Source organism: Mycolicibacterium sp. TUM20985, from assembly GCF_030295745.1.
GTDB lineage: Bacteria > Actinomycetota > Actinomycetes > Mycobacteriales > Mycobacteriaceae > Mycobacterium.
This window is the reverse complement of record NZ_AP027291.1, coordinates 5,456,380-5,476,264: the sequence shown is the minus strand read 5'-3', so window position 1 is coordinate 5,476,264 and position 19,885 is coordinate 5,456,380. Positions and strand designations below refer to the sequence as shown.

General features: G+C 67.5%; 24 protein-coding genes. 12 read left to right on the top strand and 12 right to left on the bottom strand.

The annotated features are described in order from the left end of the window. Positions 1–16 precede the first annotated feature (16 nt). The gene (locus QUE68_RS26685) at positions 17–283 is read left to right on the top strand and encodes a hypothetical protein (protein ID WP_284229635.1); all 267 of its coding nucleotides are present in this window, start codon (positions 17–19) and stop codon (positions 281–283) included. A gap of 10 nt (positions 284–293) precedes the next feature. On the opposite strand, the gene lysE is transcribed toward QUE68_RS26685, so the two are convergent. Beyond that, positions 294–893, bottom strand: a complete 600-nt coding sequence (gene lysE, locus QUE68_RS26680) for an L-lysine exporter (protein ID WP_284234754.1) — start codon at positions 891–893, stop codon at positions 294–296. Positions 894–963: 70 nt separating this feature from the next. Here lysE and QUE68_RS26675 point away from each other — a divergent pair, with 70 nt between their 5' ends. Together QUE68_RS26675 and QUE68_RS26670 are read left to right on the top strand one after the other, a co-directional pair. Then, on the top strand, positions 964–1,845 hold the full coding sequence (locus tag QUE68_RS26675) for a LysR family transcriptional regulator ArgP (protein WP_284234755.1): 882 nt from the start codon (positions 964–966) through the stop codon (positions 1,843–1,845). Positions 1,846–1,955: 110 nt separating this feature from the next. Next, complete coding sequence (locus tag QUE68_RS26670) at positions 1,956–2,174, top strand: hypothetical protein (RefSeq protein ID WP_284234756.1); 219 nt, start codon at positions 1,956–1,958, stop codon at positions 2,172–2,174. Positions 2,175–2,201: 27 nt separating this feature from the next. On the opposite strand, the gene QUE68_RS26665 is transcribed toward QUE68_RS26670, so the two are convergent. Next, the gene (locus QUE68_RS26665; protein ID WP_286274694.1) at positions 2,202–2,333 is read right to left on the bottom strand and encodes a hypothetical protein; all 132 of its coding nucleotides are present in this window, start codon (positions 2,331–2,333) and stop codon (positions 2,202–2,204) included. 113 nt (positions 2,334–2,446) lie between these two features. Beyond that, the gene (locus QUE68_RS26660) at positions 2,447–3,808 is read right to left on the bottom strand and encodes an NAD(P)/FAD-dependent oxidoreductase (protein ID WP_284234758.1); all 1,362 of its coding nucleotides are present in this window, start codon (positions 3,806–3,808) and stop codon (positions 2,447–2,449) included. A gap of 283 nt (positions 3,809–4,091) precedes the next feature. Between QUE68_RS26660 and QUE68_RS26655 the strand changes: the two genes are divergently transcribed. Continuing rightward, positions 4,092–5,132 carry an alpha/beta hydrolase gene (locus QUE68_RS26655; RefSeq protein ID WP_284236102.1) on the top strand — a complete coding sequence of 347 codons (1,041 nt, stop codon included), beginning with the start codon at positions 4,092–4,094 and terminating at the stop codon, positions 5,130–5,132. A 4-nt stretch (positions 5,133–5,136) separates the two neighbouring features. Here the strand turns inward: QUE68_RS26655 and QUE68_RS26650 are convergent, their stop codons facing one another. Next, positions 5,137–5,835, bottom strand: a complete 699-nt coding sequence (locus QUE68_RS26650; RefSeq protein ID WP_284234759.1) for a TetR/AcrR family transcriptional regulator — start codon at positions 5,833–5,835, stop codon at positions 5,137–5,139. A gap of 152 nt (positions 5,836–5,987) precedes the next feature. Here QUE68_RS26650 and QUE68_RS26645 point away from each other — a divergent pair, with 152 nt between their 5' ends. Together QUE68_RS26645 and QUE68_RS26640 are read left to right on the top strand one after the other, a co-directional pair. After that, positions 5,988–6,233: a hypothetical protein gene (locus QUE68_RS26645; RefSeq protein ID WP_284234760.1), complete on the top strand. Its 246-nt coding sequence runs from the start codon at positions 5,988–5,990 to the stop codon at positions 6,231–6,233. A gap of 72 nt (positions 6,234–6,305) precedes the next feature. After that, positions 6,306–6,677, top strand: coding sequence for an SRPBCC family protein (locus QUE68_RS26640; protein WP_284229623.1), 372 nt, complete (start codon positions 6,306–6,308; stop codon positions 6,675–6,677). Here the strand turns inward: QUE68_RS26640 and QUE68_RS26635 are convergent, their stop codons facing one another. Continuing rightward, positions 6,678–7,157: an Lrp/AsnC family transcriptional regulator gene (locus QUE68_RS26635; RefSeq protein ID WP_284229621.1), complete on the bottom strand. Its 480-nt coding sequence runs from the start codon at positions 7,155–7,157 to the stop codon at positions 6,678–6,680. A gap of 139 nt (positions 7,158–7,296) precedes the next feature. Here QUE68_RS26635 and QUE68_RS26630 point away from each other — a divergent pair, with 139 nt between their 5' ends. From QUE68_RS26630 to QUE68_RS26610, 5 genes are all read left to right on the top strand, one after another. Continuing rightward, positions 7,297–10,764: an indolepyruvate ferredoxin oxidoreductase family protein gene (locus QUE68_RS26630; RefSeq protein WP_284236104.1), complete on the top strand. Its 3,468-nt coding sequence runs from the start codon at positions 7,297–7,299 to the stop codon at positions 10,762–10,764. Positions 10,765–11,327: 563 nt separating this feature from the next. Beyond that, complete coding sequence (locus QUE68_RS26625; RefSeq protein ID WP_284234761.1) at positions 11,328–11,576, top strand: hypothetical protein; 249 nt, start codon at positions 11,328–11,330, stop codon at positions 11,574–11,576. A 163-nt stretch (positions 11,577–11,739) separates the two neighbouring features. Further along, complete coding sequence (locus QUE68_RS26620; RefSeq protein ID WP_284236105.1) at positions 11,740–12,921, top strand: zinc-dependent alcohol dehydrogenase; 1,182 nt, start codon at positions 11,740–11,742, stop codon at positions 12,919–12,921. Positions 12,922–12,937: 16 nt separating this feature from the next. Continuing rightward, positions 12,938–13,912 carry a methylenetetrahydrofolate reductase gene (locus QUE68_RS26615; protein WP_284234762.1) on the top strand — a complete coding sequence of 325 codons (975 nt, stop codon included), beginning with the start codon at positions 12,938–12,940 and terminating at the stop codon, positions 13,910–13,912. Next, complete coding sequence (locus QUE68_RS26610) at positions 13,909–14,667, top strand: class I SAM-dependent methyltransferase (protein ID WP_284234763.1); 759 nt, start codon at positions 13,909–13,911, stop codon at positions 14,665–14,667. Before QUE68_RS26615 ends, QUE68_RS26610 begins: the two co-directional genes overlap by 4 nt. Positions 14,668–14,686: 19 nt before the next feature. On the opposite strand, the gene QUE68_RS26605 is transcribed toward QUE68_RS26610, so the two are convergent. Then, positions 14,687–15,415 carry a DUF72 domain-containing protein gene (locus tag QUE68_RS26605; RefSeq protein WP_284236107.1) on the bottom strand — a complete coding sequence of 243 codons (729 nt, stop codon included), beginning with the start codon at positions 15,413–15,415 and terminating at the stop codon, positions 14,687–14,689. A 258-nt stretch (positions 15,416–15,673) separates the two neighbouring features. On the opposite strand from QUE68_RS26605, the gene QUE68_RS26600 reads away from it, so the two are divergent. Further along, on the top strand, positions 15,674–16,012 hold the full coding sequence (locus tag QUE68_RS26600) for a hemophore-related protein (protein WP_284234764.1): 339 nt from the start codon (positions 15,674–15,676) through the stop codon (positions 16,010–16,012). Positions 16,013–16,125: 113 nt separating this feature from the next. Here QUE68_RS26600 and QUE68_RS26595 read toward each other — a convergent pair whose 3' ends face one another. The 6 genes from QUE68_RS26595 to QUE68_RS26570 all read right to left on the bottom strand — a co-directional run bounded on the left by QUE68_RS26595 (position 16,126) and on the right by QUE68_RS26570 (position 19,800). After that, complete coding sequence (locus QUE68_RS26595; protein ID WP_284234765.1) at positions 16,126–16,422, bottom strand: DUF4235 domain-containing protein; 297 nt, start codon at positions 16,420–16,422, stop codon at positions 16,126–16,128. After that, positions 16,419–16,745, bottom strand: a complete 327-nt coding sequence (locus QUE68_RS26590) for a DUF3618 domain-containing protein (RefSeq protein WP_284234766.1) — start codon at positions 16,743–16,745, stop codon at positions 16,419–16,421. The genes QUE68_RS26595 and QUE68_RS26590 overlap by 4 nt, the downstream gene beginning before the upstream one ends. After that, positions 16,732–17,142, bottom strand: a complete 411-nt coding sequence (locus QUE68_RS26585) for a phage holin family protein (protein ID WP_284234767.1) — start codon at positions 17,140–17,142, stop codon at positions 16,732–16,734. The genes QUE68_RS26590 and QUE68_RS26585 overlap by 14 nt, the downstream gene beginning before the upstream one ends. Positions 17,143–17,261: 119 nt before the next feature. Then, the gene (locus tag QUE68_RS26580; RefSeq protein WP_286274693.1) at positions 17,262–17,576 is read right to left on the bottom strand and encodes a hypothetical protein; all 315 of its coding nucleotides are present in this window, start codon (positions 17,574–17,576) and stop codon (positions 17,262–17,264) included. Positions 17,577–17,678: 102 nt separating this feature from the next. Further along, a complete protein-coding gene (locus QUE68_RS26575) occupies positions 17,679–19,103 on the bottom strand; it encodes a sugar porter family MFS transporter (RefSeq protein WP_284234769.1) in 1,425 nt (474 codons plus the stop codon). A gap of 241 nt (positions 19,104–19,344) precedes the next feature. After that, on the bottom strand, positions 19,345–19,800 hold the full coding sequence (locus QUE68_RS26570) for an STAS domain-containing protein (RefSeq protein WP_284229600.1): 456 nt from the start codon (positions 19,798–19,800) through the stop codon (positions 19,345–19,347). Positions 19,801–19,885: the final 85 nt, after the last annotated feature.

Below are 19,885 nucleotides of genomic sequence, written 5' to 3'. Positions count from 1 at the left end.
CCCCCGAGGAGTGATCATGCGCAGACGCCGGTACCTGACCCCATCCCTCGGTCTCACCATGTGTGCGGTGGCCTCGTTCGGCGTGGCCGCCCTCGTCGGCGCACCGGCGGCCCTCGCCGGCTGCAACGACTCGAGCGGGACCGTCGTCTGCGCCCAGGGCGATATCCGCGGAACGGACGCGCCGCCCCCCGCCAGGCCCGATCTGGGGTCTTACGGCACGTGGTGCAACGGCAACGTCTGCTTCCCCGGCGACCTCTTCGGTGTCGTCGTCGGGCGGCCGTAGCGCGCACCTCTCAGGACACCGCGAGCGTGATGCCGAGCCCGATCATCGTCACGGCGATCAGGCAGTCCAGCACCCGCCACGTGTTGCGGGTCGAGAACAGACCCGACAGTCGGTGTGCGCCGAGCCCGAGGCCGACGAACCACACCGCGCTCGCGGTGACCGCGCCGATGCCGAACAGCCAGCGTTCCTCGCGGTGTTCGTTGGCCAGGGTGCCGAGCAGGACGACGGTGTCGAGGTACACGTGCGGGTTGAGGAACGTCAGCGCGGCGCAGGTGACGAGCACTTCGGCGAGCCGGGCGGGGGCGGCATCCGATGGCATCAGCGCGGCGGGCCGCCATGCGCGCTTGGCCGCCATCAGGCCGTAGCCGATGAGGAACGCCGCACCGCCGAACTTGGCGACGTTCATGGCGCCGGGATGGGCGCCGATCAGTGCGCCGACGCCGGCGATGCCCGCGGCGATCAGCACCATGTCGGAAACCGTGCACAGCGCCACCACGGGCAGGACGTGCTCGCGCCGGATGCCCTGCCGGAGGACGAACGCGTTCTGGGCGCCGATGGCGGCGATCAGCGCGAAGGACGCCAGGAATCCCATGACGAGCGGTGAGGTCATTCCGCGACGGTAAGCGTGGGCGCTGATGCAGTACAGCTAATCATTCTGTGAGTACATTAGAATCCTTCAGGTGACTTTGGACGCCCAGCAGCTGGCTGCCCTGGCGGCCGTCGTCGACCTGGGTTCCTTCGATGCCGCGGCGTCGCGGCTGCACGTGACGCCGTCGGCGATCAGTCAGCGCATCAAGACCCTCGAGCGCGACGTCGGCCAGGTGCTGGTCAGACGGGAGAAGCCCTGCACCGCAACGGCTGTGGGGATTCCGCTGCTGAAGTTGGCGGCGCAAACGGCGCTGCTGGAGTCCGAGGCACTCGCCGAGATGGGTGGCGGTCAGACCGAACGCACCAGGGTCGCACTCGCGGTCAATGCCGACTCGATGTCCACCTGGTTCACCGCAGTCCTTACCGGCCTTTCGGGGGTGCTCTTCGACGTCTCGATCGAGGATCAGGACCATTCGGCCCGCCTGCTCCGCGAGGGCGCCGTGATGGGCGCGGTCACCACCGAGCGCGCTCCGGTCTCCGGCTGCCGGACGCAAGCCCTCGGGGTGATGCGGTATCTACCGGTGGCCAGCCCGGACTTCATCGCAGGTCACCTGTCGGAGGGGTTCACCGTGCAGGCCGCGGCGGTGGCGCCCTCACTGGCGTGGAACCGCGCTGATGCGCTGCAGGACATGTTGCTGCACAAAGTGTTTCGGCGCGATGTCGGCCGCCCGGTGCACCACGTGCCCACCGCCGAGGGGTTTCGTGCAGCGGTGCTGGCCGGACTGGGGTGGGCGATGTACCCGGAGCAGGCGGCCGCGCCGATGCTGTCCGACGGATCGTTCGCCCTGATCGCGGACGACCACCTCGACGTACCGCTGTTCTGGCAGTGCTGGAAGATCGACAGTCCCACGGTCGACGCCGTCACCGCCGCGGTGTCCTCAGCCGCCAGAAGCCTGCGCGGCCGGGGCGACTGAACGCTGAGCCTCGCGTGCAGGTGTCCTGTGAACCTGCTTGGACGTCGCCCACGGGTCGTCTTCGAGGCGCCTAATCGTCGTATATCGGACGCGACGACTGGAGGCTGGACATGAGGCAGATGGAACGCAAGACGCAGGCCGCGCTGCTCGGCGGAGCGGCCCTGCTCGCAATGGGAGTCATGGGCGTAGCTGCCGGTGGTGGGGGCGACGGACCCACGGCGCTGGTATCGGGCGGCTCGATGTCGACGGGTGAGACCACGACCCTCACCAACTCGGGGACGATCGCTCCGGTGGTCGCCAAACCAGCCGTGAAGGCCACGCCCCACTAGCGTCACCCGGGCGCGCCATTTTCAGTGTTACGCCGCGGGTGCGCTCACCAGCGATGGGGCGCAATCCTCGACGTAGTCGAAACCGCACGGCGCGCACGACACTTCGTAGCGCAGCAGTCCGCCGTCATCCTCGCGGAAGCAGTACGGCGTTTGGGCCATGCACCGGGGACACCGGGCCGTGCCACGCTCGACAATCACGCCCATCGTCGAAGCCTTCCGTCATGGCCGGTTCTCCCCGCCCGTGACGCCGGGATACCCGCTTTGAACTGCGGCTAATCCGCGACGGGACGGGCTTCTTGGCCGGGCCTGAGCACTGGACCGCAGGCCGACCACGTGTAGGGCTGCTCGTGGGTGGTGGGACTGCCGAGCATGAAGGTGCGGTCGGTACGTTGCGCACGCGCGATCGCTGACAGCCAGGTCGCGACGGTACTGGCCCTGTTCTGCACCCCGGTGAGGAACGCGATGTGGATGAATCCCCATGCCAGCCAGCCGAAGAAACCCGACAGCTTGACGGGGCCGACCTCGAGGAGGGCGTGCCCGCGACTGATGTAGGCCGCCGAGCCGACGTCGCGGTAGCGGAAGTCCTTGCGCGCCTTGCCTTCGAGTTCGCGGCGAATGCAGGAGGCGGCGTGCAGGCCGCCCTGCATCGCGTTCTCGGCCACGCCAGGCAGGTGGTCGCGACCGACCAGATCGCCGATGACGAAGATCTCTCGATGGCCGGGGACCGATAGGTCAGCGTCGACCGCGATGCGGCCCGCATGGTCGGTCTTCGCGCCCAGGACCTCGGCGACCCGTCGGGCGAACGGCACCGCCTCCACCCCGGCCGTCCACAGCACCGTCCGCGCCGCGTACTCCTCGATCGCGCCGCCCGCCTTCGCCGTCACGGTGATGCCTTCGCGTCGGACGTCGGTGACGTGCACGCCCATGTGCAGTTCCACGCCAAGACGTTCCAGGATCGTGGCGGCCTTGGCCGACAGGCCCGGCGCGAAGCCGCCCAGGACGACCTCGCCCCCGTCGAACAGCAGCACCCTGGCGTCCTCGGGTTCGATGCTGTGAAATTCGTGTGCCAGTGTGCGGGTGGCCATCTCGCGGATCTGGCCGGCCAGCTCCACGCCGGTCGGGCCCCCACCGGCGATCGCGAAGGTGAGCCAGCCGTCCCGTTCGGGGCCGGGGGGCAGCGTCTCGGCGATCTCGAAGGCCGCGAACAGGCGGCGCCGGATGCTGAGGGCGTCGTCGAGTGTCTTCATCCCCGGCGCCCAGGCGGCGAACTCCTCGTGGCCGTAGTACGACTGCCGCATGCCCGCCGCGAGGATCAGCACGTCGTAGTCGAGCACGAAGGTGCTGTCATCGGGCCGACGGGCGGTGACGCGGCGCGCCTCGGGATCCAGGTCGACCGCCTCGCCGAGCAGGGTGGTGACGTTGCGGTGCCCCGCCAGTTCCTCTCGAAGCGAGCGACTGATCTGCCCGATGCTCAGCGTGCCGGTGGCGCACTGATACAGCAGGGGCTGGAAGACATGGCAGGCGGCACGGTCGAGGAGGGTGACGTCGACGTCGACGTCACCCAGTCGGCGCGAGCAGAAGAGTCCACCGAACCCACCCCCGATGACCAGCACCTTCGTTCGAACGTTCGTCACCCCGTCGAGCCTACGCACGACGCGGGTTTGTCCCAGCGGGGATTCGGGTAAAGGGCAGCCAACGCTGCAGCCAGGTCGGCGTCCGACTCCTGCCAGCGAAGGACCTTCGTCGTGATTCCCTTCATCTGCCCGGCCTGTGGCCAGTTCAACGTCGATTCCGCCGACTGCTCGTCATGCCCAGCGGAGGCGACCGTCTCGCTCGACGCGGCGAAGGGGTAGAGCGGTGTCGCGAAGTCTGATCGCGCGACTTCATCCCGTCGACCTCCTCCTGGCCTCCACCAGGATGTATTCGGCCCTGCCCGTCGTGGGCAAGCACCTCGAACCGTTCGCCGGGCTGACTGCGTTGGCGCTGTGGGGCGGTCACTACGCACCCGCGGCGGTGCGTGCCGCGATCGACCGGCGCGCCGCACTGGACGCGGAGCTTCCGCAGGCGGATGCCACTGTCGGTCGCGTCCCGCCTTACCTGCGGGCCCGTGGTCAACGTCGGAAGTGTTTGTACCGCAGCGTGATTCAATACGGCACTCACCCAGCACAGCTGCTCGACGTCTGGCGGCGGCCCGACTTGGCACCCGACGCGCCGGTGCTGCTGTTCGTGCCGGGCGGCGCCTGGGTGCAGGGCACGCGTGTGCTGCAGGGACATACGCTGTTGTCTTATCTGGTCGAACAGGGCTGGGTATGCGTGACGATGGACTACCGGGTGTCCCCGGTGAACCGCTGGCCACGACACATCGCCGACGTCAACGCTGCGATCGCGTGGACGCGAGCGAACATCGACCAGTACGGCGGGGATCGCGAATTCGTCTCCATCGCAGGCTGTTCCGCCGGTGGACACCTCGCGGCACTAGCCGGTCTCACCCCCGGTGACCCCGAGTTCCGCGGGGAGCTCGCCGAGGATGCCGATACGTCGGTGGACGCGGTCGTCGGAATCTACGGACGCTACGACTGGCAGGACCGCTCGACGCCGAGCCGCCGCAACTTTCAGGGCTTCCTGGAACGGGTCGTGGTGCGGCGCAGCCAGTCCCGTCACCCGGAGATCTTCGCCGCGGCATCTCCGATGGCACGAATCCACCCAGAGGCACCGCCGTTCTTCTTGATGCACGGCGCGAATGACGCGATCATCCCGGTCGACGAAGCGCGGCAGTTCCACGACGCACTGAGCGCCGTCTCGCACAATTCGGTGACGTACTGCGAGATACCCCGCGCCGGACATGCGTTCGACCTCGTGGATTCGTCGCATGCGCGGCGTTGCGCGGTCGAGGTCTCGCGGTTCCTGGCCGAGGTGCGAGACCGCCACGCCGACCGACGGGCCGCCACCGCGGTGTGACCGCTCAGGTGCGCGGCGACGCGGCCAGGCCCCTGAGCATCATTTGGAGCGACGCCTCGAACGACGATTGCACCATCATCGAGCGCAGGTGCGGGGCCGCGGCCTCGGTATGGGGGGTGGTGGCGGGCAGTCGCTTCGTCAAGTCCACCCAGGATCCGTCGTCGGCGTCCCGGATCTCGGACGGCAGCGTGACGACGGCGCTCCCGAGCATCGCCTGACCGAGCAGGAAGTCGGACATCACCACGAAGCACTTCGTGGCGGCCGCGTTGTCGAAACCGCCGTCGGCCAGTAACCCGAGCGTGAGCTCCACGGCACGAATCTCGTTGGGCAGACCGGTGGTTCGATTCGCCAAGGCATAGCCGGCGCGCGGGAAGTCGTAGACGTAGACACCGTGGAGAGCACGGGCGAGGTTGGCCAGCGACGATAGCCAATCCTCGGCGGGGGACCATCGCTGCAAGCCGATGCCGATCATCCGGTCCGCGACTGCGCGCAACACGTCGTCGACTCCGGCGAAGTACCGGTAGAGCGCCGACGGGTGGGCGCCCACGGCTGCGCCAAGGGTTCGCGCGCTGAGCACGGCGGCGCCCCGACGCTCGATCAGGTTGACCGCCGCGTCGACGTAGACCTCCTGCGAGAGGTCGGTACCGGTTCGGGTGCGTCGCCGTCGGCGTCCCGTCGCCTGCTGTCTCGGAGGTTCGGTCACGCGTAAATCACTCCTTAAGTCAACACTGTTGACGACCACCCGAGGATCGCCAATTCTAGTGGCAAGGGGATGTGACGAGGGGAAGACGATTGCCTGGGTCGGATGATTCGACATGCGGTCACATCGAACGGACGGCGGGTGAGGCGGGACAGGTGCGCTATCACGTGGAGACGACGGGCTGCGACGGCGGCACCCGGCGCCTCACGTTCGTGGGAAACATCTTCGTGGGCTCGGTGGTCATGACCAGCCGGGATGGAGTAGGGCACCGGGAAAGTCACGTGATCGACAATCCGCGACGGTTCGGCGAGTTCGTGTCTTCGGAGTGGGTCAGCCGGTACCTGGACGAACGGCACGACGCGGGTGTCTGCCAGCTGTGCCCGGAGCAGCGGTACGGCTGACGAGTTCGGTCCACGGGTTTGGTCGACGGGCGCCCGGGGATACTGGACAGCCATGACCCCGAACGGCGACGGATGCTGACGACCGCGCGCACCATGGCCGTCGACGCCTCGGCGGCCTGGGGCGTCTTGACCGACCTGGCGGCGTGGCCGCAGTGGGGTCCGACGGTCAGCGGTGCCGAGCTGGTCGACCCCGGTCCGTTGCGGCTCGGATCGCGCGGCAAGGTGTGGACCCCGATCGGGGTGGCGTTGCCGTTCGAGATCACCGAGTTCGACGACGGGCGGGCGTGGGCGTGGAAGGTCGCCGGGGTTCCTGCGACCCGCCACTCGGTGACACCGTTGCCCGGCGGGTGCCGCGTGTCGTTCGGCGTACCGATCTGGGCGCCGGTCTATCTGACCGTCTGCGCCGTAGCACTCAAGCGCATCGAGCGCTTGGCCGCGGGCTAGTCACGCTCGAGGCGACCGCGCCAGTTCTTCGAGCAGGGGCCGAGTCCGGTAGGCGACCACCTCGTGCATCGCCACCGACATCGTCGTGCGTTCCACTCCGGGCACCGCGAGAACCAGTCCGGCGATGCGGTACAGGTCATCGGCATCGGTGGCGACGACACCGATCATCAGGTCGGCTGCCCCCGAGAGCCCGGTCACCTGCGTGATCTGGGCGATCGTCGCCAGTGCGCCGATGACTTCCTCGAGGCGGTGCTGGTCGACCACCGCGGTGATGAACGCCTTCAGGGGATAGCCGAGATCACGCGGTGACACGCATCGGTCGATGGGTGCCAGGACCTTCTCCTGGTCCCACCGCGACAGTCGAGCCTGCACGGTGTTTCGCGCGAGACCGAGAGTGGCAGCCAACTGCACCCCGGTCGCGCGCGGTGCGTCGCACATCGCGAGAAGGAGTCGCGCGTCAGTGCGGTCGAGCCTCGTCATGTCGCCCAGTATCGCACGTCACACCCCGGCGAAACTGCGCGACTTGCTCAACACAACTACCGTTGCTTGCTCGATCTGCGTCCCGATGCTTCCCTGGAGGGAGCATTACGCGCATTCGTAGATCGAGGTGGTGAGTCCCCTGACGGAGCTCGACGTTCGTAGACCGGACCGGTTGCCCTATGCGCTGGGCGACCGGTACCGGCCGGGATCGGGTCCCGTACTGCTCACCGGTGTGCAGGCCATTGCGAGGGCGCTGGTCGAACAACACGAGCGAGATGCCCGCGCAGGCGCGCGGGTGGCCACGTTCATCTCCGGGTATCAGGGCAGCCCCCTCGGTGGCGTGGACCGGATGTTGGCCGACATGCCCGACGTGTTGCAGGCCCACGACATCACCTTCGTCCCGGGTTTCAACGAGGAGCTGGCGGCGACCTCGGTGTGGGGCAGTCAGGCCGAGCTCCCTGCCGGGACGCCGACTCACGACGGAGTGGTGGGCGTCTGGTACGGCAAGGGGCCGGGGCTGGACAGGGCGACCGACGCGCTGCGGCACGCGAACATGTACGGCGTCAATCCGCGTGGCGGGGTGCTGCTGCTGGTGGGTGATGACCCGGGGTCCAAGTCCTCGACCGTCCCGGCCGTCAGCGAACGGTCGTTGGCCGCGCTGGGGATCCCGGTGCTCTTTCCGCGCAATGCCCGCGAGATCGTCGCGATGGCCATGCACGGCGTGGCGATGTCGCGTGCCTCGGGCTGCGTCGTCGCGCTCAAGATCGTCGCCGACGTGGCCGACGGCGCGTGGTCGGTCGACAGTAGCGTGGCCGACGTCGACATCATCGTTCCCGAGGTGCATTGGGAGGGAAGACCTTTCGTCTACCGGCAGCGACCGATGGCCGCCCCCGCCGCCAGCCTCGCCGCCGAGGAGGACCTCTTCGGGCCCCGCGCGGAGGTGGTCCGCGCCTACGGGTCGGTCAACGGTCTCGATGCCGTCGAACTCGATCCGCCCGATGCGACGATGGGTATCGCCGCGACGGGGCCGACCTACGACGCGGTGCGCCAGGCCCTCAGCGATCTCGGCGCCGACGACGCCGCGCTGCACCGCGCCGGCGTCCGGCTGCTCCGCATCGGCATGCCCACCCCACTGGGGCCGGACACGGTGCGGTCCTTCGCCGAGGGACTCGACGACGTGCTGGTCGTGGAGGACAAGACGGCGTTCGTGGAGTCGCAGATGCGCGACATCCTGTACGGCCGGACGGGTGCGCCACGCATCCTCGGCAAGATGGACGCCGAAGGACGGCCGCTGATCCCCGCGGGCGGTGAACTCACTGCCGGCCGTCTGCTGACGCCGCTGCGCCGCATCCTCACGCACCGGCTCGAGTTGAAGCCCACCCCGCCGTCGGCCCTGACGCTCGACGTGCTTCCGGCGAGCAGGGCGGCGTACTTCTGCAGCGGCTGCCCGCACAATCGGTCGACGGCCGTCCCCGATGGATCGCTGGCCGGGGGCGGCATCGGCTGCCACACGATGGTGACGATGTCGCAGCGCGCCGACAGCGCCGTCGTCGGGCTGACCCAGATGGGCGGCGAGGGCAGTCAGTGGATCGGGCAGGCGCCGTTCACCGACGTCGGTCACCTCTTCCAGAACATGGGTGACGGCACGTTCTTCCACTCGGGCCAACTCGCGGTGCAGGCCTGCGTCGCCGCGGGGGTCGACATCACCTTCAAGCTGCTGTTCAACGAGGTCGTCGCCATGACCGGCGCCCAGAACGCCGAGGGTGGGCTCACCGTCGCGAAGCTGACGCACAAGCTGACCGCAGAAGGTGTCGAGCAGATCATCGTCTGCGCCGACGAACCAGGCAGACATGACCGCCGGACCCTCGCCAGGGGCGTCATCGTCTGGCCCCGCGACCGACTCGACGAGGCGCAGAAGCGCCTGCGCGACGTCCCCGGCGTGACCGTGTTGATCTACGACCAGCACTGCGCCGCCGATGCCCGGCGGCAACGCAAGCGCGGCACCCTGCCCGTGCGCACCACCCGGGTGGTCATCAACGAGGCCGTCTGCGAGGGCTGCGGTGACTGCGGCGTGAAGTCGAACTGCCTGTCGGTGCAGCCGGTCGACACCGAGTACGGCTCCAAGACGCGGATCGACCAGGGTTCGTGCAATACCGACTACAGCTGTCTCGAGGGAGACTGCCCGTCCTTCGTCACCGTGGACGTCTCACCGGCGGCCAGGGCGCCCCGTCGCATCCCGCCCCAGCCGCCGGCCCTGCCGGAGGTTGCGGTCGAACCAATCACCTCCACGCACAACGTCTTCTTCGCCGGGATCGGCGGTACCGGCATCGTGACGGCCAACCAGATCCTGGCCACCGCCGCCCTGCGAGCCGGTTTCGAGGTCGAGTGCCTGGATCAGATCGGGCTCAGCCAGAAGGCTGGCCCGGTGGTGTCGCACTTGCGATTCGCCGCGGGCAGGCTGGATCCCGCCAACCGGCTCACGCCGGGCAGCGCGGACTGCTTCGTCGCGTTCGACTTGCTGACCGCGGCGGACGGCAAGAACCTCGGCTACGGCGATGCCGGCAGGACGGTGTCGATCGTATCGACGAGCAAGACGCCCACCGGCGAGATGGTGTACGACAGGTCCGTCGCGTATCCCGAGACGCCGTATCTGCTGAACCGGTTGAGCCAGGTCTCCCGCAGTGTGCACTCCTTCGACGCGTTGGCGGCCGCCCAGGCGTTGTTCGGCTACACCTCCTCCGCCAACCTCCTGCTGATCGGCGCCGCGTATCAAACTGGGGCCCTGCGAATTCCGGCACCCTGCATCGAAGAAGCCATCGAGCTGAACGGTGTGGCCGTCGACGCCAACCTGGCCGCCTTCCGCTGGGGCCGCGTTGCCATCGCCGACCCGGCGCGCTTCGGCGATGCGACCTCACCCGAACGGCCGCGGGCACCGGTGGCGGCTCCGGAGCACGTGCTGGCCGGCACGACGTTCACCGGGCAAGTCGACGACTTGGTGTCGCGGCGCGCCGCGAATCTGGTCGCCTTTCAGAGCGAGAAGGTGGCCCGACGGTACGTCGAGATCCTGCAATCGATCTGGATCGTCGAACGAGCGGTGTCCGACCGCACCGACTTCAGCGAGGCGGTCGCCCGCGGGCTCTACAAGTTCACCGCGTACAAGGACGAATACGAGGTGGCGCGCCTGCTGACCGATCCGCAGTTCGTCGAGCACGTCCGGGCCGAGACCCCGAACGGTGCGAACCTGACCTACAAACTGCATCCGCCGATGCTGAAGGCGCTGGGGCGGAAGAGCAAGATCGGTCTCGGGCCGCGAACACACATCGCCTTGCGCGTGCTCGCGAAGGGGAAGCGATTGCGCGGAACCGTCTTCGATCCGTTCGGGTATGCGCACGTGCGCAAGGTGGAGCGCCACCTGGTCGCCGAGTACGTCGACATCGTCATGGCGCTGGCGGCGGATCTCGGCCCGACGAACTATGACTGGGCGGTCGAGGTGGCCGCTCTGCCCGATCTGGTCCGGGGTTACGAGGACGTCAAATTGCGCAACGTCGACGTCTATCGCGCCCGGCTCGGTGAACTAGGGATCGGCGAGCAGTCGACGTCTCGGTGAAAGTGACCAGCCAACAGAGTATTTGGAGGATCGGGGCCAAAGCCCCTGTTCGTGGCGGTGTGAAACCGTGTAGCGTCAGCCACGGAGTGAACGTATTCCGGAATGCGAACTCTCCAGCCCTTGGCGGTTCTGCAATCGTGCTTCCAAGGGCGCACCGAACGATGGGCGCCCCCGGACCCCGGGTCGCCTTCCGGCGCCAGCGAATCATGCGTAGCTTGCGGTCCGCCAATGGCACTGCCGCACTGTCCGATTCATATCCCGATTCGATCCTGAGCTGACGCCGGCCATCGACCGGCCCCGCCGATCGGGTCGCCTTGGACGTGTCGGCCGAGGACGTCGATGACCTGTATCGACCCTGCGGGTGGTAGTCGAGGCGCCGAGCAGCAGCGCCTGCGGGAGTCCACCCGTCCCCGGCTGTGCCCGCGTTCCCCGGCCCGACGATCGACCCCGTGGGATGCCCGGGTGGATTGCGTTGGGGTCAATATCCACCGAAGTGCCCCTCACTCGCCCCCGGTTGGCCGAGAATGCGAACGACGAGCGAACTTTCGCAGACAGGACGGGTCATGAGTGAAGTCGCAGAGGCGGGCGATGGGAACGCGCCCGAGGGCGTCGCGATCACCGCGCGGGTACGGGTGTTCCCCGGTACCGAGCGTGAGGCCCACGGTGTCGTGGTCGACGACTTCGGGAATTTCGTCGGCGTCGCCGTCGAAATCGGCGGCCATCAGATTGCCCCCGCGGCACGCCGTTGGGCAGTCATGCTCGACGATGACGACCTCGTCTTCGTCGACAGCGATAAACTCGTCGCCGAGTAGCCCGCCGCGCGGCGGAGCGGTTCGTCAAAGTCGTTACTAGGCAACCGAGTTCACTACATTCCGTTTTTGCCCACCCGCACCGACGTTTTGGCTCACTCACCACGGGTACGTGGCAGTCATGGACACCCCCTTGGGAGTGTCGGACGACGAAACGGGAGTGGTAATGAAGGCAGTCACCTGGCACGGCAAGCGCGATGTGAGGGTCGAGCAGGTTCCCGATCCGAAGATCGAGGAGCCGACCGACGCCATCGTCGAGATCACGTCCACCAACATCTGTGGGTCTGATCTGCACCTCTACGAGGTGCTCGGCGCCTTCATGACACCGGGCGACGTGCTGGGTCACGAGCCAATGGGCATCGTCCGCGAGGTGGGAAAGGGCGTGTCCAACCTCTCCGTGGGTGACCGCGTCGTCATCCCGTTCCAGATTTCGTGCGGCAGCTGTTTCATGTGCGATGCGCAGCTCTACACGCAGTGCGAGACCACGCAGGTGCGCGATCAGGGAATGGGTGCGGCCTTGTTCGGGTTCTCGGAGCTCTACGGCGCGGTTCCGGGCGGGCAGGCCGAGCTCCTGCGCGTCCCCCAGGCGCAGTTCACCCACATCAAGGTGCCCGACGGCCCGCCGGACTCGCGCTTCGTGTATCTGTCCGACGTGCTGCCGACCGCTTGGCAAGCGGTCCAGTACGCCGGGATTCCGGATGGTGGATCGGTGACGGTGCTGGGACTCGGGCCGATCGGCGACATGGCGGCGCGCATCGCCCACCACCTCGGTTATGACGTCATCGGCGTCGACATGGTGCCGGAGCGGCTCGCCCGTACCGCCGCGCGCGGAATCCGCACCGTCGACCTGCGGGAGATCGACTTCCCGGTCGGCGACGCGATCCGCTCGATGACCGACGGCCGGGGCACCGACTCCGTGATCGACGCAGTCGGGATGGAGGCGCACGGCTCGCCGGTGGCCAAGGCCGTCCAAGACGTGACCGCCCTGCTCCCCGACGCCATCGCCAAGCCGATGATGGAGAAGGCCGGCGTCGACCGTCTCGACGCGCTGTACTCGGCGATCGACGTCGTCCGGCGCGGTGGCACGGTCTCGATCATCGGTGTCTACGGGGGCACGGCGGACCCGCTTCCCCTGCTGACCATGTTCGACAAGCAGATCCAGGTCAGGATGGGCCAGGCGAACGTCAAGCGCTGGGTCGACGACATCATGCCGCTGCTCACCGACGACGACCCCCTGGGGGTTGACACCTTCGCCAGTCACGTCATCCCGCTCGACGACGCTCCGCACGCGTACGACATCTTCCAGAAGAAGCAGGACGACGCCGTCAAGATCATCCTCAAGCCCTAACTCGGCGGAGAAGTCGATGGACGAGAGTTGCCCCAAGCGGATGGAATTCGGACCCTGCGGAGGGGTCAGACCTGATGGGCAGTGCGAAATGCGTGCCGGCCCATGCTCCTTCGATGGCATCGTGGCTTGGCCTGGTCCCGACGTCGCCGCCCCTTTGGTCGAGGCACCTCTTATTCTCTCCGACTTCAGCTGTGCTCCCTACGATCCGGCGGACGTTGCCGCAACTGCGGCCTTGTTGGCGAGATCGTGTGACGCCGTGCTGGTCGGCGAACACCAGAACCGGCCCGACTTTCCTCCGACGGTGATGGGTCGGTTGCTGCTGGAAAGCGGTGTCACGCCATGGATTACGCTATCGTGCCGCGATCGGAACCGGATCGTGCTCGAGCAGGAACTGCACGGCCTGAGATTGACCGGCGTCCGCACCGTCCTCTGCGTCACCGGCGACGGCCGAGGGTACGACGTACGCCCCGACGTCACGCAGACCTTCGACCTCGACGGACCGCGTCTGGTCGCGCTGGCTGCCTCGGTGGGCATGGCGGCGGCGGTCCCCGAGACGCCGACGGCGCCACCTACTGGCGCCCGGCCGGGCCGCCTCGTCCAGAAGCAGCGCGCCGGGGCCAGCCTCGCGGTGCTCAATCACGTGCCCGAGCCGCAGGCGGCGGCACGGTTCATGGAGGCCTCCTCGTCGGCCGGTTTGGTGATCCCGGTACTGGCGGGGGTGGCCGTGTTCACCGACGTGGTGTCGGCCGCGATCCTTCAGGGTCTGCCCGGCCTCGACGTCGATCAACGAGTGGTGGAGGACGTAGTGAACGCAGCCGATCCGGTCGAGGCGGGAATCGAGGCGGCCGTCGCCGAGGCATGCGCGCTGTTAAAGATCGACGGCATCGAGGGCGTCAACCTGTCCGGCCTGGCATCCGCCAGTGGCCCGCACGTCGGTGCCGAGATCAAGGCCGAAGTCGGCGCCCGGATCCGAACGGCGCTCACCCGATGAGCGAGGCGATGTCAGCCGAGTTCGACACCGTCGCGGAATGGACGGCGCGGGTCGCGCTCGACCTTGGCGAGGACTACTTCGTCCCGGCGGGGTGTCGGGGGAGCGGTAGCCCCGCCGCCCTCGACTGGCTGATCGACCACCTCGACCTCGCTGCGGGTGAAACCCTGCTGGACTGTGGCGCAGGCATCGGCGGGCCGGCGGCCTACGCGGTGGGCGCGCGATCGGTCGCGCCCGTGCTCGTCGAGCCCGAGGCCGGAGCCTGCCGCGCCTCGCGGGCGTTGTTCGACTACCCCGTGACGCGCGCCGACGCCTCGGCGCTTCCGATCGCTGATGAATCCGTCTGCGCCGGATGGGCTCTCGGCGTGTTGTGCACGACCGAGACGCAGCTCTCGCTGTTGCGCGAGATGCGCCGCGTCGTGCGTCCACCCGGCCGAATCGGACTGCTCGTGCTGGTGGCCCGTGAACCCGTCATTGATGATCACCCGGAGGGCAACAACTTTCCGACCGTCGAGGTGCTCGAGGACTTGATCGCGCGCGCCGGACTGCGCATCGACGCATGGCGCGGCACGGGCGATCTGGGCCCGGTTCCCGACGAGTGGAACGAGCGGGTCGACGCCGTCACCGCCCGCCTCGGCGAACGCTATGGCGGCGAGCGCCCGTGGCGTCAGGCCGAGGAGCAGTCCGACCGCATCGGCAAGGCGCTGTCGACGTCCGCGGTGACTTCGGAGTTGCTTTCGCTGCGGCGTCTCGACTGACCCGTGACGCGTGGTCGATTCATCCCCCGCCGACCTGCCCAATGAGTTCCCGCGCGTTGTCCACGGCGTAGCCGTGGCCGTCGTTGTTGAAGTACACCAGGACGTCGCGGTCCTGTGCCATCCACTCTCCGATCCGGTCGGCCCACCACCGGAGGTCCTCCTTGGAGTACGAACCGGTGTACATCGTGTGGCGATCGGGTCCGTGCATGCGGACGTACACGAAGTCGGCGGTGGCCCGTAGGACGCAGGGCAGCCCGGCGCCGCTGGTGACGACGTAGGCGGCACCGTGTCGTTCCAGCAGTGTGTAGACCGCGGGATCGTTCCACGACGGGTGGCGTAGCTCCACCGCAACGCGGACCCCATGCATGCAGTCCAGGAAGCATGCCAAGCGGGCGTCGTCGCGCTGCTGATCGGGATGCAGTTGCGCGAGCAGCACTTTGGGACGGTCGCCGAGGGTTTGCCAGGCCGAGGCGATGCGCTCGGCCCACTCCTCGGGGTCCCGTAGGCGACGGAAGTGCGTCAGTCCGCGATGCGCCTTGACCGAGAACGTGAAGCCGGGCGGCAGGCGCTCGTGCCACCGCGCGAATGACGACGACTGCGGCCATCGATAGAAACTCGCGTTCAGTTCGACGGTGTCGAACTCCTCGACGTACCGACACAATCGGGCGGTTGCCCCAAGCCCGGGTCGGTACAGCACACCGTTCCAGTGCGCGTACGACCAGCCCGAGGTGCCGATTTTGACCGTCACCACGTCCAACGCATCCCCACGACCACGACCGACGTCTTCCCGGTCGCGGGCAGCCCAAACCCCGGCCTCGGGCTGACCGTCGGCAGCCCCAGGCGAGCGGTATTCGTGGCCCATTTTGGCTAAGTCCGTCGCATTTCACCGGCGTGTCGGCGATTTCGCTGGCAGCGATGATGTAACGCGAGCGGTGGCTGTGACGGTTAAACTCTGTGACGACACTTCGATGATGCCGTCGTATACACGTGTCGGAAGGTGGACGAAATGGCTTTGACAACGAAGGTGGCTGCTGGACTCGGCGGTCTGGCGCTCGCCGCGATGGCGGGAAGCGGGCTTGCGTCCGCAGCCCCCGGTGACGCGGCGATCGTCAACTCGACGTGCACCTATCCCCAGGTGATGGCCGCACTGAACGCTCAGGATCCGGTTGCCGCGAACGCGCTGGCCAGCGATCCGGCGGCCAACGGGTTCCTGGCGGGGCTCATTGCAGCGCCCCCGGCCTCACCCGAGCGTCAGCAGAAGATCGACTTCGTCCGGAGTTTCCCGCAGGCAGCGCAGTACAACGGGTTGATCAACTCGGTGGCAACGAGCTGCAACAACTACTGACCCAGGGTCTGGCAGTAGTTAGCCCCCCCGGGGGCAGGCACCGACACGAATGAATGCCCGTCTCCGAGCGATAGTCGCTCGGAGACGGGCATTTTCGTGTCGTCTCTAGTCGGTCAGCTGCCGGGCCATTCGCCGGTCAACCGTTGGAACGCGCGGGCACCCTGTCGGTCGATCACCGTCTTGACCACGGAGTAGATCGCACCCTGGATGGCCGCCGCCAGCAGGATCTCCTTGAACGGATACTCGGTCTGAAGCGCGGTCGGAGGATCGGACTTGTCGCCGGGCGCCGCGCGCTTCCACACCTGTTTGAAGATGGCGCCAGCCATCAGGCCCCCCAGGATGGACCCGACGAGGCCGATGGGGCGGTAGAGCACCTTGGCCGTAGTGGACGGCGCGCTGCTGGCCATCATCGACGCCGCCACAGGATGACGCCGACGATTACCGCGACGACGGCGACCACGGCGGCGGCGGTGGACGGCACGGCAGACCGGACCGAGCCGTCGGCGTTGGTGGTGTGCTCGACGACGACCTTCTTGGCGGCGCCAACCTTCTCGATGGCGGCATCCTTGGCGTCGGCTGCGGCGCCGACCGCGCGCCCCTTGACGTCGAGTTTGTCGGTCAGGGCCTGGGCGGTCTGGCCCAGCTCGGCGCGTGTCCGCTCGATGTCGGCTTGGAGATCGTCGAGGCCTGCGTCTGGCCCCGGCTGGGGCTGTGCGTGGTCAGGTCCGGTCATGGCGGGCGTCCTTCACTTCCTGGATGTCTTCCTTGACGTTGGCCACGGTCTGCTCCGGCACGGGCGACGCCTCCTGAATCTGTCGCTTGCCGGACAGTGCCGCGATGCCGCCTGCGGCCAGCAGCACGACGCCCACGATCAGCGCCGCCGCCCACACGGGCAGGACGAGCGCGAGGGCGGCGACCGCCGCCGCGATCAGCGTCGCGACGCCGAAGACGGCGAACACCCCCGCGACGCTGAAGAGTCCAGCACCGATGCCGGCATGCTTGGCCGATTCCTGGAATTCCTTTTGTGCCAGCCGGATCTCGTCGCGAACGAGCCGCGACGTCTGCGCGGTCAGCTGGGTGATTAGTTCACCGGTCGAGGCGTTCTCGGTCGGCGTTGAGCTCACACTCATCACCGCTCCCTTCGTATCCCCGGGTGTGTCCCGGTTGAAGTCGCGTTTCCCGCGGAGCGGGCAGCGCAAACGTCCAAGACACGCGGTGACGGGTTCGGGTTTGGGTGTCGCAGCCCGGTTCAGTCCTTGTCCTTGTCCTTGTCTTCGTGCTTGTCTTCGTGCTTCTCTTTGTCCTTGTCCTTGTCCTTGTCCTTGTCCTTGTCCTTGTCCTTGTCCTTGTCCTTGTCCTTGTCCTTGGTCTCGTCGTCGGCCGAGTCGTCGTCGTGCAGGCGTGCGCCGGCCACCTCGATCACTGCCCAGTGACTAGGAGAGACAAGGACTGTCCAGTCGCCCTCCTGACGCCCCATCTTGAGCACGCCGTCGTCGACCTCCCATGCCGTGTCATCGTCGTACTGGGTCTCTTGTCCGTCGCTGTAGGTGAGTTTGAAAGCCATGTGGGAAAGCGTGCCATCAACTCGACCCGCGAGTGGCGAGAGTCGCAGAATTCGTTCAAGATCAGATTGCCTTGGGGGACTGAGGGTTTCACCCCGAACGGATCAGCGGGCGAAGTCGGCGGGTCGGAACTCGCCCCGGCTCAACTTGCCCTCGATCTCCTCGAGGCTGCGGCCGGTGAGATCCGGCATCTTGAAGTACACGAAGAGCCACGCGATGACGTTGAACGCTCCGTAGAGCCACATGGCCGGGCCGACGCCTATCCCGCTGATCAACGTGAGCAGGGTGAGGGTGATCAGCAGGTTGGTACCCCACAGTGCCGCGGACTGCGCCGCCGTGCCGGCGGGTCGGACCGCGAGTGGGTACGTCTCCGACCCGGTGAGCCACCCCATCAGCTGCAGCCCGCCCGCATTGAAGAGCATGAACACCACCAGGCAGGCGATGATGAACGGGATGGACTCGCGGCCACTGTTGCCCGACACGAACAGCCAACCAAGCACGAACAGGCTCAGTGCCGCACCGGGAATCATGATTAGCGTGAGCCGGCGGCGACCGACCTTGTCGATGATCGACAAACCGACCAGTTGGGCGACCAGATAGCTCACCCCGAGCGCCACCGAGACTTGAAGAGCGACGGATTCGGAGAACCCGTTGTCGGTGAGGATCGTCGGCGAGTAGTAGATGATCATCTCGATCCCGCTGAGCTGAGTGAAGATGGCGATGCCGCAGCCGAGGATCAGCGCCGGGCGTACCCAGGCCTTGCGCAGGCCGGACCAGCCTCGTGTCTTGGCGGTCTCCTCCTCTTGGGCCAGCGCCGCCATCTCGTCGAGTTCGCCGTCCACGTCGTAGCCCGAGGGCCGGACGTCGTCGAGCACGGCGCGGGCGTCGTCACCGTTACCCTGCTTGACCAGCCAGCGCGGGCTCTCCGGCAACCGCAGCAGCAGACCCAGCATGATGAGGGCGGGGACGGCCGCGGCACCGATCGACCACCGCCACGGGATCGACTCCGAGGCGCCGACGATGGTGGCGATCACGATGCCGACGCCGATCGCGATCTGGAAGCAGAGGACGAGCCGGCCCCGGTACTTGGGCGGGGCCATCTCGGCGACGTACATCGGGGCGGTCTGCGTGGCACCGCCGACGGCGAAGCCCAGCACCAGCCGACCCACCGACAGCAGTGTGGGGTTGGGCGCCAAGGCGCACCAGACGGCACCGATGACGAAGACGGCAGCGAGCATCACCAGCGTCCGCTTGCGGCCCCACCGCTCGGACAGGTAGCTGCACGTCAGCGCGCCGATGACCGCCCCGAGCAGGATGCTGGCCGCGATGACCTGCTTCCAGGACTCGGCAAGACCGAAATCCTCGGTGATCTGCAGCAGTGCACCTGAGATGATGCCCGTGTCATAGCCGTACAACATCCCCGACACCGCCGATACCAGCGCCACCATGACGACCGCGCCGGTGAGCTGGCCCGGCGCAGTGTGGCGGGTGTCGGCCGATTGCGCCGTCGTATCCTCGCGAGAACTCATGACCCCGACCTCCGCCCGATGACGCCACCGTCGTTGGCGCCGCCAGGGTGCTGTACCCGGCGTTCTCAAAGTTCGAACCAAGGTGTTCACATGGAAATGCCCACCTCCTCGCGAAGGTGGGCATTCTCGCCGGGTGCGCCGGGCGGATCAGCCGATGGGCTGAACCACGGCGGGCCTGAAGTGGCGCTGCAGCAGGAAACGTAGCCAGCGGACGTCGATCAGCATGTCGTGATTCCTTCGCTCAGGCGGACTTGGTGAGGATGGGCAGGATTCGGCGGCGCTGGCCTGCGACGTCCGAGAAATGGTGCAGCGCGTCTGCGACCGATGCCTCGGCGGGGAAGATCTCGTCGACGCCGCAGAGGCGCAGAGTGCGCGACACCGGCTGGCTGACGATCAACGACCATTCGTCGCCAGCGGCGAGGCAGGCCTCGTCGATGACGTCGAGCAGGGCGATGCCCTGTGCAGCGAAGGACGTCACACCACTCAGATCGAGGATGAACGGCTTCTCGGCGATGATGCAGCCCTTGGCTTGTGCGGCAACGACTTCGACGTTCACCTCGTCGATGGCACCGGAGATGGTCAGCACGGTGGCGAGCTGCCGGCACTGCTTGTGGAGTTCGGCGCCGTTGCACTCGACCGTCGGGTTTCCATAGCGGAAGCGGGATTTCGTTGCTGGGCTGGTGCTGTCGATTGTCATGGCACTGCCTCCCTTCGGTGGTTGCCGAGTGAGAAGGCGGCGATGCCGTCACTCCGACGTGAATCCCAAGGTAAGCGCCCAAAAT

Excerpts from the sequence above, each read along its gene's own strand:
- QUE68_RS26685 (WP_284229635.1), top strand. The coding sequence starts at position 17 with ATGCGCAGACGCCGGTACCTGACCCCATCCCTCGGTCTCACCATGTGT.
- lysE (WP_284234754.1), bottom strand. The coding sequence starts at position 893 with ATGACCTCACCGCTCGTCATGGGATTCCTGGCGTCCTTCGCGCTGATC.
- QUE68_RS26670 (WP_284234756.1), top strand. The coding sequence starts at position 1,956 with ATGAGGCAGATGGAACGCAAGACGCAGGCCGCGCTGCTCGGCGGAGCG.
- QUE68_RS26665 (WP_286274694.1), bottom strand. The coding sequence starts at position 2,333 with ATGGCCCAAACGCCGTACTGCTTCCGCGAGGATGACGGCGGACTGCTG.
- QUE68_RS26655 (WP_284236102.1), top strand. The coding sequence starts at position 4,092 with ATGTATTCGGCCCTGCCCGTCGTGGGCAAGCACCTCGAACCGTTCGCC.
- QUE68_RS26640 (WP_284229623.1), top strand. The coding sequence starts at position 6,306 with ATGCTGACGACCGCGCGCACCATGGCCGTCGACGCCTCGGCGGCCTGG.
- QUE68_RS26635 (WP_284229621.1), bottom strand. The coding sequence starts at position 7,157 with ATGACGAGGCTCGACCGCACTGACGCGCGACTCCTTCTCGCGATGTGC.
- QUE68_RS26625 (WP_284234761.1), top strand. The coding sequence starts at position 11,328 with ATGAGTGAAGTCGCAGAGGCGGGCGATGGGAACGCGCCCGAGGGCGTC.
- QUE68_RS26620 (WP_284236105.1), top strand. The coding sequence starts at position 11,740 with ATGAAGGCAGTCACCTGGCACGGCAAGCGCGATGTGAGGGTCGAGCAG.
- QUE68_RS26615 (WP_284234762.1), top strand. The coding sequence starts at position 12,938 with ATGGACGAGAGTTGCCCCAAGCGGATGGAATTCGGACCCTGCGGAGGG.
- QUE68_RS26610 (WP_284234763.1), top strand. The coding sequence starts at position 13,909 with ATGAGCGAGGCGATGTCAGCCGAGTTCGACACCGTCGCGGAATGGACG.
- QUE68_RS26600 (WP_284234764.1), top strand. The coding sequence starts at position 15,674 with ATGGCTTTGACAACGAAGGTGGCTGCTGGACTCGGCGGTCTGGCGCTC.
- QUE68_RS26595 (WP_284234765.1), bottom strand. The coding sequence starts at position 16,422 with ATGATGGCCAGCAGCGCGCCGTCCACTACGGCCAAGGTGCTCTACCGC.
- QUE68_RS26590 (WP_284234766.1), bottom strand. The coding sequence starts at position 16,745 with ATGACCGGACCTGACCACGCACAGCCCCAGCCGGGGCCAGACGCAGGC.
- QUE68_RS26585 (WP_284234767.1), bottom strand. The coding sequence starts at position 17,142 with ATGAGTGTGAGCTCAACGCCGACCGAGAACGCCTCGACCGGTGAACTA.
- QUE68_RS26580 (WP_286274693.1), bottom strand. The coding sequence starts at position 17,576 with ATGGCTTTCAAACTCACCTACAGCGACGGACAAGAGACCCAGTACGAC.
- QUE68_RS26575 (WP_284234769.1), bottom strand. The coding sequence starts at position 19,103 with ATGAGTTCTCGCGAGGATACGACGGCGCAATCGGCCGACACCCGCCAC.
- QUE68_RS26570 (WP_284229600.1), bottom strand. The coding sequence starts at position 19,800 with ATGACAATCGACAGCACCAGCCCAGCAACGAAATCCCGCTTCCGCTAT.